The organism is Cytobacillus oceanisediminis (assembly GCF_007830235.1).
In the GTDB taxonomy this organism is placed as follows: domain Bacteria; phylum Bacillota; class Bacilli; order Bacillales; family Cytobacillaceae; genus Cytobacillus; species Cytobacillus oceanisediminis.
Genome location: NZ_VLKI01000004.1, coordinates 1 through 14,428 on the forward strand (window position 1 = coordinate 1; position 14,428 = coordinate 14,428).

15 protein-coding genes and 4 pseudogenes are annotated in these 14,428 nt (G+C 41.3%); 13 read left to right on the forward strand and 6 right to left on the reverse strand.

What is annotated here, in order from left to right:
* A pseudogene (locus IQ19_RS08665) lies at positions 1-202 on the forward strand (IS4 family transposase); the annotation flags it as partial.
* Between the two features lie 142 nt (positions 203-344).
* On the opposite strand, the pseudogene IQ19_RS29270 reads toward IQ19_RS08665, so the two are convergent.
* Positions 345-548 (reverse strand): annotated as a pseudogene (locus tag IQ19_RS29270) (aminotransferase class IV); the annotation flags it as partial.
* 30 nt (positions 549-578) lie between these two features.
* Positions 579-938 (reverse strand): aminotransferase class IV, encoded by a 360-nt coding sequence (locus IQ19_RS08675; RefSeq protein WP_144542011.1) that lies wholly within the window; start codon positions 936-938, stop codon positions 579-581.
* A 316-nt stretch (positions 939-1,254) separates the two neighbouring features.
* Between IQ19_RS08675 and IQ19_RS08680 the strand changes: the two are divergent.
* The 3 genes and pseudogenes from IQ19_RS08680 to IQ19_RS08690 form a co-directional block, all read left to right on the forward strand.
* Positions 1,255-1,572, forward strand: a pseudogene (locus tag IQ19_RS08680) (DnaB-like helicase C-terminal domain-containing protein); the annotation flags it as partial.
* A 96-nt stretch (positions 1,573-1,668) separates the two neighbouring features.
* Positions 1,669-2,934 (forward strand): YeeE/YedE family protein, encoded by a 1,266-nt coding sequence (locus IQ19_RS08685; protein ID WP_144542013.1) that lies wholly within the window; start codon positions 1,669-1,671, stop codon positions 2,932-2,934.
* Positions 2,935-3,131: 197 nt separating this feature from the next.
* The gene (locus tag IQ19_RS08690; RefSeq protein ID WP_242020940.1) at positions 3,132-3,467 is read left to right on the forward strand and encodes a CocE/NonD family hydrolase; all 336 of its coding nucleotides are present in this window, start codon (positions 3,132-3,134) and stop codon (positions 3,465-3,467) included.
* 323 nt (positions 3,468-3,790) lie between these two features.
* On the opposite strand, the gene IQ19_RS08695 is transcribed toward IQ19_RS08690, so the two are convergent.
* On the reverse strand, positions 3,791-4,720 hold the full coding sequence (locus IQ19_RS08695; RefSeq protein WP_144542015.1) for a DNA-3-methyladenine glycosylase family protein: 930 nt from the start codon (positions 4,718-4,720) through the stop codon (positions 3,791-3,793).
* Positions 4,721-4,855: 135 nt separating this feature from the next.
* On the opposite strand from IQ19_RS08695, the gene IQ19_RS08700 reads away from it, so the two are divergent.
* From IQ19_RS08700 to IQ19_RS29095, 7 genes and pseudogenes are all read left to right on the forward strand, one after another.
* Entirely contained in the window at positions 4,856-5,440 is a 585-nt protein-coding gene (locus IQ19_RS08700) for a bifunctional transcriptional activator/DNA repair enzyme AdaA (RefSeq protein ID WP_144542017.1), read from the forward strand.
* Entirely contained in the window at positions 5,427-5,945 is a 519-nt protein-coding gene (locus IQ19_RS08705) for a methylated-DNA--[protein]-cysteine S-methyltransferase (RefSeq protein ID WP_144542019.1), read from the forward strand. The genes IQ19_RS08700 and IQ19_RS08705 overlap by 14 nt, the downstream gene beginning before the upstream one ends.
* Positions 5,946-6,032: 87 nt before the next feature.
* Positions 6,033-6,734 (forward strand): AraC family transcriptional regulator, encoded by a 702-nt coding sequence (locus IQ19_RS08710; protein ID WP_144542021.1) that lies wholly within the window; start codon positions 6,033-6,035, stop codon positions 6,732-6,734.
* Between the two features lie 92 nt (positions 6,735-6,826).
* Entirely contained in the window at positions 6,827-7,723 is an 897-nt protein-coding gene (locus tag IQ19_RS08715; RefSeq protein WP_144542023.1) for an EamA family transporter, read from the forward strand.
* 302 nt (positions 7,724-8,025) lie between these two features.
* Positions 8,026-8,493 carry a GreA/GreB family elongation factor gene (locus IQ19_RS08720; RefSeq protein ID WP_144542025.1) on the forward strand — a complete coding sequence of 156 codons (468 nt, stop codon included), beginning with the start codon at positions 8,026-8,028 and terminating at the stop codon, positions 8,491-8,493.
* 373 nt (positions 8,494-8,866) lie between these two features.
* Positions 8,867-9,988: an NADH-dependent flavin oxidoreductase gene (locus IQ19_RS08725; protein WP_144542027.1), complete on the forward strand. Its 1,122-nt coding sequence runs from the start codon at positions 8,867-8,869 to the stop codon at positions 9,986-9,988.
* 46 nt (positions 9,989-10,034) lie between these two features.
* Positions 10,035-10,373, forward strand: a pseudogene (locus IQ19_RS29095) (YeeE/YedE thiosulfate transporter family protein); the annotation flags it as partial.
* Between the two features lie 212 nt (positions 10,374-10,585).
* On the opposite strand, the gene IQ19_RS08735 reads toward IQ19_RS29095, so the two are convergent.
* On the reverse strand, positions 10,586-11,098 hold the full coding sequence (locus IQ19_RS08735) for a GNAT family N-acetyltransferase (protein ID WP_242020942.1): 513 nt from the start codon (positions 11,096-11,098) through the stop codon (positions 10,586-10,588).
* 96 nt (positions 11,099-11,194) lie between these two features.
* Between IQ19_RS08735 and IQ19_RS08740 the strand changes: the two genes are divergently transcribed.
* Positions 11,195-11,797, forward strand: coding sequence for a YitT family protein (locus tag IQ19_RS08740; protein ID WP_144542028.1), 603 nt, complete (start codon positions 11,195-11,197; stop codon positions 11,795-11,797).
* Positions 11,798-11,820: 23 nt separating this feature from the next.
* Here IQ19_RS08740 and IQ19_RS08745 read toward each other — a convergent pair whose 3' ends face one another.
* Both IQ19_RS08745 and IQ19_RS28445 read right to left on the reverse strand, forming a co-directional pair.
* Entirely contained in the window at positions 11,821-12,150 is a 330-nt protein-coding gene (locus tag IQ19_RS08745) for a hypothetical protein (RefSeq protein WP_144542030.1), read from the reverse strand.
* A gap of 309 nt (positions 12,151-12,459) precedes the next feature.
* A complete protein-coding gene (locus IQ19_RS28445) occupies positions 12,460-12,927 on the reverse strand; it encodes a hypothetical protein (protein ID WP_144542032.1) in 468 nt (155 codons plus the stop codon).
* Positions 12,928-13,223: 296 nt separating this feature from the next.
* Between IQ19_RS28445 and IQ19_RS08755 the strand changes: the two genes are divergently transcribed.
* Complete coding sequence (locus IQ19_RS08755; protein ID WP_144542034.1) at positions 13,224-14,423, forward strand: S1C family serine protease; 1,200 nt, start codon at positions 13,224-13,226, stop codon at positions 14,421-14,423.
* The last annotated feature ends 5 nt before the right edge of the window (positions 14,424-14,428 follow it).

A 14,428-nucleotide genomic window follows, 5' to 3' on the forward strand; every position in this document is an offset into this window, starting at 1 on the left:
CAAAAAGTTTTATGGTCAAAGTGAATGGGCGATCCACAATCAAGTGTTTATCGCATTAATCGTTTTTTGCCTACATGTACTCGTTCAACTTGAGACGAAAAGCAAGCGAAAAACCTTACAAATTAGCCGTTATCTAAGAGCTACTTTATGGAAGCCGGCACATATTTGGCTTCGGAAAATCGAAGGAAAAGCCATTCCTTAATAAACAAACTGTCGTCGTCACAAACGTCTAATTGTAAATTATTTTCCAAATGGATGGAGCCACCTTTAATTGGGTATTTACCTTTTTGGCTCTAAGCAGGGTAAGTGTAAAAACTGAAAATTCCGTCAAAATTTATGCAACACTAGTGGTTTTTTATAATAAAAATATTTTCACCTGGTCCCTCACTTACAAGCCCCCTATCTGTTAAGAAAATGGCTTCATCAAAACCATTCAAAATGGCTTCCGTAGTAGCTAAACCGGAATTTAAATAGCCTCCTGTTGACTTTGCCTGAGGGGGAATAATATTATTGCCCAAACGATTCCATGAGGAAACAGAAACCTTTAAAGCCGGCTTCGGTTGATATTCTAATTGGGTTCAATACATACTTACACGATTAAATGGATCTGCCAAATCCGGTCCAATAATATTTGCCCCCTTAAAGCAAAGAGGGCGAATATAGACATCTTCCCGGAAGTTATTTTTTCTTAATAATTGAATTGTCCAAACGATTAATTGGCTTATAGAATACGGGATATGAATATGAAGAGAATGACCAGATTCATGGAATCGCTTAAAGTGTTCATAAATTCTGAAAATATACAATTGGTTTTGTCTTTCATTCCAAAAAGCCCTAATTCCCTCGATGCATCCCAATCCATAATTTAATCCCTTATTTCTTATACTAACTGAAACCTTTGATTCTTCTAATATTCTTCCCTGATCGAAGACATACATTTCATTTTTCTCCCATCAAATGTTATTACTTCATATTTATATCGAAAATCCGAAATTATTACTTATACTATCGGGTAAAGAACCTGTCCCCGGAGAAAAAATGCATAGCAAAAGTGGGGAGTGATGCTTTTTATTGGGGAGAAAAAATAACCTTAGAACAAAAGGGAAACCGGCATTTCAGGAATCGTAAGTTAATTAGGATAGAGGGAGAGCCTCTTGACTTTTATTATCCTCAGGAATAGAAACAACAGATTATAGCGTATAGAAAAAAGCTAGATAAACTAGCGGCAGGCAGATAAAGAAAATAATTAATATGATCAGTGAAATCAGCAGGAAGCTGAAAACGATGGCAAGGGATTTGAATGTAGCGGTCATTGCTCTTTCGCAGCTGAGCCGAGGTGTGGAATGCCGCCAGGATAAACGGCCGATGCTCTCAGATTTGCGGGAGAGCGGACAGATCGAGCAGGACGCGGATGTCATCGCATTTTTGTATCGGGATGATTATTATCATAAAGAATCTGAACAGCAGGATACGATTGAAATTATCCTCGCCAAACAGCGGAACGGCCCAATCGGAACGGTGCAGCTGGCTTTTAAGAAGGAAATTGGAAAGTTTGGGGATATGATTGGTTAAAGTGGAAACTTCTTGCACACCATTTACTTTTAGCAAAATATATTATAGAATAATGCTTTAATCCGACTAAAATGATAAGAAAAGGAGTGAATAAGATTGGTTCAAGTTCATGTTAAAAGTAATCCGTCCAAGCAATGGATTTCTGCACCGACAACGGTTGTGACAAACTTAAATCCAGCACAGAAGCCTTTTGTTGCAGCTGGCGTTCTTGCGGCTATTATTTTGTTCATTTCAATTATAAATGCAGCTAACATGACACAAGGGGTTCTCTTTATTATCGGAATTGCGCTGGGAATGACTCTGCTGCATGCCCGGTTTGGCTTCACATCTGCGTTCAGGCGCTTTGCCAGTGTAGGAAACGGGCAAGGCCTCCAGGCACATATGCTCATGCTGGCAGTTGCGTCTACTCTATTTGCCATCATTTTAAGCACCGGCTTCAGTTTTACAGGAATGGAGCCTAAAGGATATGTTTCACCTGTTGGGGTGAGTGTTCTGGTTGGCTCGTTCATGTTTGGGATCGGAATGCAGCTGGGGAATGGCTGTGCATCCGGTACATTGTACTCTGTAGGCGGAGGCCAATCCTCCATGATCCTGACGCTTCTTGCCTTTATTGTGGGGTCCACTTTAGGTGCATACCATTTTTCATTCTGGATGGAAGAAACACCAGCATTGCCGCCCATTTCTTTAGCTACTTCTACAGGACTAGGGTATGGCGGAGCACTGGTTCTGCAGCTTGCGTTGTTCGCACTGATTTATTGGGTGACATTGCAAATTGCGAAGAAGAAAAACGCGCCAATGATGAAGGCATTGCCGACAACTACCGGCTGGAAAAAGATTTTGAGAGGCTCATGGCCATTGTTCGCGGCAGCCATTGTTCTAGCTGTATTGAACGCTTTAACATTAACCGTGCGCGGAACGCCATGGGGCATCACTTCCGGTTTTGCGCTATGGGGCGGTAAGGCTTTAATGGCGATGGGAATTGATGTAACGTCCTGGGGATATTTTTCATCAGACGCTAATATGGCGGCATTGAAAAATACAGTTCTGGCTGACTCTACAAGTGTCATGAACATCGGCATCATCCTTGGCGCCTTTATTTCAGCGGCAGTTCAAGGAAATTTCAAACCAGGTAAAATTAAGCCTGGCGTAGCAGGGGCTGCAATTGTCGGCGGCTTGCTTATGGGGTATGGCGCACGCCTTGCATTCGGCTGCAACATCGGTGCCTACTTCGGCGGAATTGCTTCCTTCAGCCTCCACGGCTGGGTGTGGGCAATCATGGCGATGCTTGGAACAGGGGTGGCATTATTTATTCGCCCGCTGTTTGGATTGAAAAACCCGAAATCAACGGATTCGGTTTGTTAATAGGAAGCCTGGCGCTCAGCAGTGAGTGCCAGGCTTTTTTTGTTTTTTGGACTATTAGTGATTCTAACTAACAAAATCTGATTTACACAAGCAGCAATGCGACTGCCAAAGAAAAGCCTAGTCAGGCGGCGCAAATCGAGGGCTTAAAGTCTCAGTCAATTTATTCTTACGAAGAGGCTATTCATGAGACAGTCTATGTGGAGTCCACTCTTGATTCGGATGAAAACGGAAAAGCAGACAGAATTGCAGTGGATATCATTCGTCCGAAAGAAACAGAAGAAGGCCTCGAAGTACCAGTGATTATGGATGCCAGTCCTTACTATGAAAGCCTTGGAAGAGGAAATGAAAGTGAAGTGAAAGATCGGGAAAAAGATGGTATACACGAAAAGTTTCATCTATTTTATAATAATTATTTTGTTCCAAGGGGATATGCCATGGCACTGCCTGAAATGGTCGGAACGCGCGTTTCTTTAGTTTCTATTGTCTTCGTTGGTAATAATAATGATAGATGTGATCTACAAACTGCAAGTTAATTTTAATCTTGCAGAAAAACATAGTAAAAAGGCCGTTCATTGACGGCCTTTTTACTATGTTTCTGCTGAGAATTGACGTTTATAGGTAATTCGGTGTTCAAATTCGGCCTGCTTTTGATATATCGGTCACTTCTCACAGTATATCGGTCAGATTTTTATTTTATCGGTCACTTCTTACTGGATATCGGTCAAAATTTCAATATATCGGTCACTTTCCGTGGTATCAATATTTCAGCAATGGAACGGTGGAAATAGGAAGATTTTTTATTTTTGCATGATCTCTCTTTTCGATGATGCTCTGTCAAAAGATTTTTAGGTTTCCTTTAATACAGAACTCTCCACAAATAAAAAGTGGCATAGGACTCCCAATTCTTCCATGCACCCGAATATTTCAAAATTTCCTCTTTGGTCGGTTTTTTTTCAGAGCCGAGGATCAGTTTGATCGAATTATGAAGGCCGACATCATCGATCGGAAAAGCGGAAGGGAAGCGCAGGCACCGCATGAGGACATAATGGGCTGTCCATGGGCCGATGCCGCGTATTCTGGTCAATCTTTTCTCTGCAGACTTCACATCTCCCTCATTCAGCAAGTCCTCTTTCGAAAGCTCGCCATTTGCAATCAAGCGGGCTACATCAATGAGATATTCGCATTTTTTGACGGTCATTTTTAAGTCTGCAAGATCTTCAACCATTAGCCCGGCAATCGTTTCAGCTGCGGGGAAAAGCCAATATTTTGTCCCGTCATATTCCAGGTAATCCCCATATTTTTCTACGAGCCGCCGTTTTAGCGTATACGCATATGTAAGATTAATCTGCTGCCCGAGGATTCCCCAGGCAAGGGCTTCGAATAAGTCGGGGATTCCCAGAATTCTGAGCCCGAAAAATTGATTTGCAAGTTTATGCAATAATAGATCTGTTCTCGCCATCTCATAGAAGGGGATCAGACTGGTTCCCAGGTCGAACCAATCATGAATATATGCCGCTATCGACGCCTTTGCTTGATATGTGACAGGTTCGTGATCGCCTAAAAATTGGACGTAGAGGAGCTTATCTGACACAGCACTTATTTCAAGCAGCGGCTTTTCATTCTTGATGGAAAGAGCACGTCTAATTTTCTGATGAGAAATCTCATATAGACATTCATTTGCTGATCTTGACAAGTATCGAAGATTTTCTAAAAAGCTGAATTCATCCGGGGTGAAAATGATCAGCCCATTTTCATCCTCTTTCCATTTAATAGTGTGAGTGCTCATTTTTATCCCTCCTGTATGACGGTTACTTTTCTTTATTGTAAATCTTCAGGATTACGTTATCTTGCGTTTATATTTAGGAAATCGCAGATGATAAATGTTTTTGTGTATACTGTGAAGCAGAGGTGAGTGAGTGCAATGGCTAAAGAACATGCAGTGATTCCTGAAAAGTATTGGAAAGCAATAAAGGATTGCGACAAGACCTATGATGATATCTTTCTTTATGGCGTTAAAACGACAGGGATATTCTGCAGGCCATCCTGCAGATCGAGAATCCCGAATATCGAAAATGTAACTATTTTTCATCATGCTGCTCAAGCACTGGCGGAAAATTTCAGGCCATGCAAGCGCTGCAAACCGGAAGGCCTCAGCTTGCCTGCAGAAGAATGGATTAAACAAATAAAAGAGTGGATCGATCTGCATTATAGCCAGCCCATTACATTACATCTATTGGGGGACATTTTTCATGGAAGTCCATTCCATATACAGCGAATATTTAAACGGGTCACGGGGAAGTCACCCACAGAATATATTCAGGATATCCGGCTGGAAAAAGCAATCCATATGCTGGAGACTACGGAGCAATCGATAGCTGATGTTGGTGCATCAGCAGGATTCCCCAGCACCCCTTATTTTATCTCATTGTATAAAAAGAAGCTTGGAACAACACCTGCAGCTTACCGGAAAAAAACAAGGGAGGATCGGAAGAATGAAAAGGATTGAATGGGCGAATATGCGGGAAGGCAAGTGGAGCCTATATCTGGCGAAAACAGAGAAGGGTCTTTGCTATATAGGCTCTGACCCAACTTTTGAGGACTTTGAAAGCTCCCTGAAAAAATACTTGCCATCTGCAGTGCTTGTGGAAAATAAAGGATCACTGCAGCCATATATGATGGAATTACAAGAGTATTTATTGGGGAACAGACAAGTTTTTTCAATGGCCCTGGATATTATAGGCACTCCATTTCAAGAGGAAGTTTGGACGGCGTTATCGCAGATCCCTTATGGGAAAACAGCCGCCTATTCGTACATCGCCGAGCTAATAAAAAGGCCGCTGGCGGTCCGGGCTACAGGGAAAGCAATCGGTGCAAATCCGCTATTAATAGCTATTCCATGCCATCGAGTCATCGGCAAAAATGGTGCTGTGACCGGTTATCGCGGGGGCATTGAAATGAAACAGTTTCTGCTTGAATTGGAGCTGCTACCCAATAAAGAATTCAATATTTAAATCAAATCAATTCGATTCATGCTCCTTCTTTATTCCCTCATTGTTTAGAATTATAATATACATAAAGTATGACCTTGGGGGAGTAAAATGGACAGTGTCAATCATGTAACATGCGAGAAAAGATCCTATTCCCGAGAGTTTCATTCTCACCAGCATGAGTTTGGTCAATTTCTTTTTCCATTACAGGGCTCCCTGGATATACAAACGAAGTGGCAAGAGATCAATCTTGACTCCGATTATTGTTTTTATCTTCCTCCAAGGTTTGATCATAACTACCGATCCATGGACAGGAATGAATTTTTAATCTTAGATATCCCAACTCAATATTTACCAGAAAATACAAGCAGTATGTATATTCGGCTGGATAAACAATGGGCTTCTATCCGTTATTTGCTGCTGGAAGAGGCGAAGAGTCAGGAGAACACATCCTCCTTAGCAGATTTGACCAGATATGTGACCAGTAAACTTCAAATCTCTAAGCCCCCTTCTATTGACTATATTCATAAACATTTTAAGGAGTCAATCAGATTAGAAACTTTAGCAAAAATAGAACATTACCACCCAGCATATTATTCAGCATGGTTTAAGAAAAAAACCGGGAAAAGCCCAAAAGTATATATATCTGAACATCGTTTGAAAGAGGCTAAATATCTATTAATTTCTACAATATGGTCCATGTCGAGGATTAGTGAGGAATTAGGTTTTGAGAATTCTTCTTCATTTACACGGTGGTTTGTTAGCTGTGAGGGAATATCTCCACAAAAATACAGAATTCTTAATAATAGATAAAAGGGATATTAAACCTGGTAAAGAAAATTTTTAAGGAATTTTCTATTATTAGGTTAATGATTCTTTTTATCTTTTTTATTGAGGTGAGAAAATTGAAGGACAAATGGGCTCCTTTTTTCATATTACTTGCAGCAGTACTTTGGGGGACAACAGGTACATCTCAGGCACTTGCGCCGGAAGAAGCACACCCGATTGCCATTGGTGCTGCTCGCTTAGCAGCAGGTGGACTATTTTTATTATGTATTGTTCTCCTATCAGGAAAATTAAACTATAAAAATTGGCCAATCAAGACAACGATATTGGCTTCTGTATGTATGGCACTGTATCAACCATTATTTTTCACTGCAGTTACCATTACAGGGGTGGCTATTGGGACCGTGACAGCAATTGGCAGTGCACCTATTTTATCAGGTTTCCTTGAATGGATTTACTTAAAAAAACGTCCTGGTACCATGTGGTGGTGTTCTACTTTACTATCCATTTTAGGTTGTCTAATGCTGTTTGTGAATAAAGAATCAGTTTATATAGACCCTGTTGGCATATTAATGGCTTTGGGGGCTGGTTTATCATTCGCAGGCTATACGCTTGTAAGCAGAGATTTGGTTGAAAGATATTCATCTTTATCAGTAGTTGCCGTTGTGTTCACGCTTAGTGCTATCTGGTTATCACCATTTTTATTTGTTTTTGATATGTCTTGGATCACGAGTGTTCGAGGTGTGAGTGTAAGCCTTCACCTTGGGATCATGGCCACTGGGATAGCCTATTTCCTTTTTGCTAAAGGGCTTGTCCATGTTTCTTCATCAACGGCAGTTACCCTTGCACTAGCAGAGCCGTTAACAGCAGCATTATTAGGCGTTTTCCTATTAGGAGAATCCTTAAACATAACTTCCTGGTTAGGGATTTTCCTCCTCTTGCTTGGAATAGGCGTATTAATAGGGTCCCCCAAAAGCTCTGGCAGCGAAAAGGAACTTGGGATGGTTCAGAAATAATTGACATTACAATTTGATATAAAGGTGGTAAATCGAGGGACAAGGGGACAGGTTCACTGTCCCAGTAAAGATTATTACCTGAAACAGAGGGACAAGGGACCTGTCCCTTAAGTTAATTAGAGATTAATCGATAACTAGCTTTTCAGGGGTATACATGCTATTTTGTAAATATATAGTAGATCTTTCTTTTATATGAGGAAAGGTCTGTTTTTTATATATTCTAAAAAAAGGATGTGTAATGAAAATGACAGTAGAATTAAAGTTTTGCAAGGTGTTTGATCCTAGCAGGGAGGTTATCTACTATGAACCATAGTCTTGAGGCTCCCATTGAAAAAGAGTTTTTGATTAAACAGCTAACCTTTATTGACGAAAACTATCAAGAGTTGAATAGCCTTTATCTATCTTCAACTCCGCTAAAGGAACGGATAAAGGATTTCCTTAGTATTTATGTAAGAGAAGTAGAGCAATATATTACACTGTATAGTCGAGTTTCTTCAGACCAGCCTTTACGGAAAGTGTTTATTGGAACAAAGGTAACATTATTATTTGAAGGGGAGAATGATAGAGAGGATTATCATATCTGTCTGCCAGAACATTCAGACCCTGATAATGGCTGTATTTCATTCTTGTCCCCGGTCGGCAGGCAGCTTTTGTTAAAAAATCTAGGTGAACAAACTTCACTGATCATACCAAGTGGCCAGCTCGATGTTGTAATAGAAAATATATCTTATTCAGGCCGGGACAAGGCGACAGGTTCACTGTCCCAGTAAAGAATATTGCCTGGAACAAGAGGGACAAGGGACCTGTCCTTCTGTCCCCAGGGTGAAATTGACGATAACTTAAGAAAAGAGAAGCTGCAAGGGGAGCTTCTCTTTTTTAATTGTTCAGAATCGAGCAGGGGGAAAGTAAAGCTTCCGATTCAAAAAATTGACTTTCCAAACTGTAAACTATAATATTACAGTATTCTTTTGAAGGAGGTTAAAAATCGTCATATCAAAAAACTATTAGTCAAGAAATACTTTTAAGCTTGACTTGTAAGTTATTGATAACTTTTGCGTAACAGCAGGAAAATCTAACAAACTGGATTTGGTCCTTGTTGTGTAAAATAAATTGCCAAAACCGTAAAAAAGGAGTGTTCTTTCAATGAACCCAAGCTACAAGCCGCTATTCGAATCCCTTCAGTTAAAAAATAATGTGGAATTAAAAAACAGAGTCGTCCTGGCTCCGATGACAAATTTCTCTTCCCATCCGGATGGAACCGTGTCAGATGCCGAGATTGATTATTATGTACGCCGTTCCAAAGGTGCAGGAATGGTCATTACGGCATGTACATATGTGACAGCAAATGGAAAGGGATTCGATGGTGAATTCGGTGGAGATCACGATGGGATGATTCCAAGCCTGCGCAGGCTGGCAAGCAGTATTAAAGAGCAGGGTGCTAAAGCAGTTCTCCAAATTTTTCACGGAGGCAGGGAATGCCCGCCAGAACTTGTTCCCAATGGAGAAACTGTAAGCAGCAGTGCGGTTGCTTCAGAAGGGAGTGACATCACTCCCCGGGCATTGACAGAAAGTGAAGTGGAGGACATCATCGCGGCATTTGGCGAGACAACACGCCGCGCCATTGAAGCAGGCTTTGATGGAGTCGAAATTCATGGAGCCAATGGGTATTTAATTCAGCAGTTCTTTTCTCCGCATTCTAATCAGCGTGATGACCGGTTTGGAGGAAGCCTTGAAAAACGCCTGACTTTCCCTCTTGCTGTGGTAGATGAAGTGCAGAAAGCTGTAAAAGAACATGCGTCAGAGTCATTCATTGTCGGATACCGTTTTTCACCAGAGGAGCAGTCTGAACCTGGGATTATAATGGCAGATACCCTTAAGCTGATAGATGTGCTGTCAGATAAAGGGCTTGACTATCTTCATGTCTCCCTTATGGATTTCTGGTCTAAGCCGAGACGTGGTGTCGACGATGATAAGCTGAGAGTAGAGTATCTTTTAGAAAAAATTGCCAAACGTGTACCGCTCATTGGGGTAGGTTCTATCCATACCGCTGATGAAGCCGCAAAAGCATTGGAAACTGGAGTAGCCATGGTGGCTCTAGGTCGGGAACTGATTATGGAACCAGATTGGGTGCAAAAAGTCCAAGAAGGAAATGAGTCTGAGATTGCCACAACTTTATCCAAGAAGGACCAGGCAAAACTGGTCATCCCGGATCCGCTTTGGCAGGCAATCGTTAACACTCCTGGTTGGTTTCCGGTTGTAGATTAGGTGATTTATGTGGCCAAAGAGAGTGATTAAAAGCAGAAATATGGCGGCATTGAAAAATACTGTTCTGGCTGATTCTACAAGTGTCATGAACATCGGCATCATCCTTGGCGCCTTTAATTTCAGCGGCAGTTCAAGGAAACTTCAAACCAGATAAATTTAGCTTGGCGTAGCAGGGGCTGCCATTGTTGACGGACTGCTCATGGGATACGGAGCACGCCTTGCATTCGGCTGCAATATTGGCGGTTACTTCGGCGGAATCGCCTCCTTCAGCTTACACGGCTGGGTATGGGCCATTATGGCAATGCTTGGAACAGGGGTTGCTCTGTTCATCCGTCCGCTATTTGGATTGAAGAACCCGAAGTCTACGGATTCGGGTTGTTCATGAAAAAATGCTTGGTACTTTCGATTAGGTACCAGGTATTTTTCTTGCCAAAATGTGAACTTAGCGAATAAAACGGGGTTTTTAGCGAAGAAACCACCAAAATTAGCGAACAAAACGGGGATTTTACGAGCAAATGGATGAAACTAGCGAATAAATCATTAAAATTAGCGAAGAAATTTTAAAAAAACAAAAAAGCTGGCTCGCCTGCGAGCTTTTTACGTTAAATCAAGTTCAAAGTAAAGTTCTTCCTGCTGTGTATCTTCAAACCACTTCATTCCTTTGGCAGTCATGCCAATTTTGGTTAGTACCTTCCCGGAAGCAGGGTTGGCCGGATCAACTGCCGCGATGATTTTCTTAATGCCTGTGTTATTTTTTCTTATGTCAGTTACGCAGGCAGCCGCAGCCTCCGCCGCAAAACCTTTTCCCCAGTAGCGCTGGTCCAAGTGATAGAGGAGCTCAGCTTCTTCTTCATTTTCTGACGGATTAAATCCGCAAACCCCAATGACAGATGTAGATTCTTTTAACAACACAGTGTAAACCGAGTAGCCTTTTTCATCCTGCAGCTTCTTGTAAAATTCGATGGAGCGTTGAATGCGGTCCTTTGTGCTGGCGCCGCCGCAGTATTTCATGACGTCTGCGCTACCCCAAATCTGAAAAACAGCATCAAGGTCATCGGTTTGCATCGTCCGGAGGAGAAGGCGTTCTGTTTTAAAGTGATAGGTCATCATGTACACCTCTATTACGTGTATTTCTATCATGAGGTTTCTAATTATATGAGAATATTATAAGATAGAGAAAGGAAAAAACGTTTAGGAGATTTTGTTATGTACGTACTCTATAAGTCTTTGATTCTAGGAGTTGCTGCTGCAATCCAGGGGATTGCGATGACGTTCTTTTTGTTTCCGCATTTTATTCCCTCGGGCGGTGCCGCCAGCTTAGCTGTTTTATTTAACTATTTATTGGACACGCCTTACTCGGTTACATTATGGGTTCTGAACGCGAGCCTTTTACTGGCAGCTGCCAAGTGGCTCGGAAAAAGCAGTGTGATCTGGACGCTGTTTTGCGTCACCGTTACTTCCTTTACCATTGATTCTCTCACTCCGCTTGTATTAGAGCCTCTGAATCCGGTCCTGCTGGATCTTTTATTCGGATCTGTTGTCTTTGGAATTGGTGTGGGAATTTTATTTCGAATGGGAGCCTCTTCGGGCGGCATGGACATCCTTGCTTTAATCATTTCAAAAGCGAAAGGGTACGCGCCAGGGAGAACGCTTTTTTACATAAATGGAAGTCTTTTATTGCTTACCGGTATTGTAGTTGACTGGAAGGTTATTGTCTATGCGGTTATCTGCCAAATGATCGGGACACGGATTATTGATTTCATTTACAAACTCGAATTTAATTTTAAACTGGCTCAGAAATTACATTAATAAACACATGATGAAACATGTAATTAGTCGGTTTTGAAGTTTTTCGATTTATTTTTGAAAAGAAAGATAGCCCACCAAATAAGTAAATATAAGAAGCCTATAAATGTATAAATAGACCAGATAGCCCCTTGTTGTAGCTGAGAAACAATATGTTCAAACTCATTTAGTCCTTTTGCTCTCCCTATGCTGTTTATTAAACTAATTATCGGAACAGTCATGGTAAGTGCGATGGCAATAATGGACAAACTTAACATTTTCTTTCTAATAATACTTAATAGTGCAGTTCCCAATGTTACGATCAAAAATGAGTAATAAATAATCCAAACCCCATTAGGAAGAGTCTCCCAATACATTTTCTCACCTCGTTTAGTCTATTAATTGATTTTACCATTAAATTCTTAATAAGAAAATTTATGTCTTATTGTAGTAACCGGCCTCTTTATTTCAACAAGAAAAAGCCGCAAAGAATTGCAGCTGGATCCTTTAAGTAATGCACCCAATAGTTTAAAGGTAACTTTTAATTGTGGAGCAGGATTCGTAAAAATATTGAAAAGGTAAACTGAAAGAGCCCCTTCTCGAAAAATGAGCTGGGGCTTTGAACATTTCATCATTTCCTCGGCTGGGTTTAAGAGGTGCTTGCATGTCCTGCTGAGGTTATCAAATCAACTAAATCTTCTGGTTTTCTCAAACAAATACTGTACTCCATATAATAAATAGGCTTTGTAGTGTATGTAGATAAAAAATTGAAAATGATTTAACCTATTTAGACTTGCGATTTTTAATTTTTTAAGAATATCAATGATTAGAAAAGCAAAGAGTCCATCAGCAATAGCATTAAGCAGCACAAACTTTTTAAAGTTTCCGTACGAAAATTTAAGCAACCACATAGAAAGAGGCATATAGGGACCAACACTAAAAGGAAGTTCATCCTTTATAAATGATTTCCGCTTATCGTAAAACTTCCACCAATTCCGCTTGTGTCCATATATATGATTTATGATCTCAAAAATAATAATAAAAACACCCGCAAAAGAATAACGTTTTATACTGCGTTTTCCTATAAAAAACAACGATAACCACGGAATGATTATTATAGATAGATTAAATATTAAATGCCTCTTTGATATCATTAGCGATTTCACCTCAACCAGCTTTCCACTCTTTTAAAATATCCAATATTATAAAAAAAACACCCTATTATCAATATTTTTTAGAACTTCTGTTTTGCCAGAGGGACAAGGGGACAGGTTCACTGTCTTAGAAAAGATTATTACTTGGAACAGAGGGACAAGGGACCTGTCCCTGTTTTTTTTGCATAAAAATCGTCTTTGACATTTTCCTGACACAGTGGGCCTTTAAAGTATAACTTGTAAGGCAAACAACAACTAATCCAAATTCAAAATAGATAAGAAGGAAGTGTTCAATCATGACAGATTTTAACGAAGAAAGCAGAACGGAAAATCGGGCGGCGAAAAAGCCGGTATGGAAAGGGTTCCTATCCACAGTGGCGGCAGGGGTGCTGGGATCGGCGCTAACGCTTACAGCCGTTCCGTATTTTCAGGAAGATACGCCACAGGCATCTGTTCCGGAAGAAAATGTACAAGCTGAAAGCTCATCCAATCTTGATGTGACTCCAGTGTCTGCCTCTGCAAATTCCCTGGCGGATACCATTGAGCAAGCATCCAAAGCCATTGTCGGTGTTGTGAATATGCAGCAGCAAAATAATAATCCGTTCAGCCAATCGGGTGAAGCTGCCGAAAGCGGCACGGGTTCGGGGGTTGTTTATAAAAAGACTAATGATGCTGCTTATATTGTGACGAATAATCACGTGATTGAAAATGCCAGCGAAATTCAGGTGACTCTGCATGATGGTGAAAAGGTGACAGCAGAATTGGTCGGAACCGATGCACTGACAGATATCGCAGTGTTAAAAATTAAAGGAGATGTCTCCGCTGCTGCCATGGAGTTTGGAGATTCCTCCAAGCTAAGAACCGGAGATCAGGTGCTGGCCATCGGCAACCCGCTTGGCCTGGATTTATCCAGAACGGTTACACAGGGAATCGTGAGTGCGGTGGACCGCTCGATTGAAGTCAGCACATCTGCAGGGGAATGGAACTTAAATGTCATTCAGACCGATGCAGCAATCAATCCCGGCAACAGCGGTGGTGCTCTGATGAATACGGCTGGCCAGCTGGTGGGGATCAACAGCTTAAAGATCGCTGATAACGGAGTGGAAGGCCTTGGGTTTGCGATCCCTAGCAATGAGGTCAAAACACTGATTGATCAGCTGGTTGAAAATGGACAAGTGGTCCGCCCATATCTTGGAGTTGGCCTGGCAAGCTTTGACGAAGTGCCTCCTCAATATTTGCGCAATCTGCCAGATGGCGTTACAACCGGGGCGATTGTAGCGAACATCGATCCGGATTCGTCTGCAGCGGGAGCAGGCCTTCAGGTGGAGGATATTCTTGTCAGCATCGGCGGCAAGGAAATTACGAATTCCGGTGATTTGCGCAAGCATTTATACAGTGATTTTTCAATTGGCGATAAGGTGAAAATCGATTTTTATCGCGGAGACGAATTAAAGACAGCTGAAGTGACGTTAACAAGCAATCAGAAAGCGAATTAGGAAAG

Excerpts from the sequence above, each read along its gene's own strand:
- IQ19_RS08755 (WP_144542034.1), top strand. The coding sequence starts at position 13,224 with ATGACAGATTTTAACGAAGAAAGCAGAACGGAAAATCGGGCGGCGAAA.
- IQ19_RS08735 (WP_242020942.1), bottom strand. The coding sequence starts at position 11,098 with ATGATGACCTATCACTTTAAAACAGAACGCCTTCTCCTCCGGACGATG.
- IQ19_RS08705 (WP_144542019.1), top strand. The coding sequence starts at position 5,427 with ATGAAAAGGATTGAATGGGCGAATATGCGGGAAGGCAAGTGGAGCCTA.
- IQ19_RS08675 (WP_144542011.1), bottom strand. The coding sequence starts at position 938 with ATGTATGTCTTCGATCAGGGAAGAATATTAGAAGAATCAAAGGTTTCA.
- IQ19_RS08745 (WP_144542030.1), bottom strand. The coding sequence starts at position 12,150 with ATGTATTGGGAGACTCTTCCTAATGGGGTTTGGATTATTTATTACTCA.
- IQ19_RS08695 (WP_144542015.1), bottom strand. The coding sequence starts at position 4,720 with ATGAGCACTCACACTATTAAATGGAAAGAGGATGAAAATGGGCTGATC.
- IQ19_RS08725 (WP_144542027.1), top strand. The coding sequence starts at position 8,867 with ATGAACCCAAGCTACAAGCCGCTATTCGAATCCCTTCAGTTAAAAAAT.
- IQ19_RS08710 (WP_144542021.1), top strand. The coding sequence starts at position 6,033 with ATGGACAGTGTCAATCATGTAACATGCGAGAAAAGATCCTATTCCCGA.
- IQ19_RS08700 (WP_144542017.1), top strand. The coding sequence starts at position 4,856 with ATGGCTAAAGAACATGCAGTGATTCCTGAAAAGTATTGGAAAGCAATA.
- IQ19_RS08740 (WP_144542028.1), top strand. The coding sequence starts at position 11,195 with ATGTACGTACTCTATAAGTCTTTGATTCTAGGAGTTGCTGCTGCAATC.
- IQ19_RS08720 (WP_144542025.1), top strand. The coding sequence starts at position 8,026 with ATGAACCATAGTCTTGAGGCTCCCATTGAAAAAGAGTTTTTGATTAAA.
- IQ19_RS28445 (WP_144542032.1), bottom strand. The coding sequence starts at position 12,927 with ATGATATCAAAGAGGCATTTAATATTTAATCTATCTATAATAATCATT.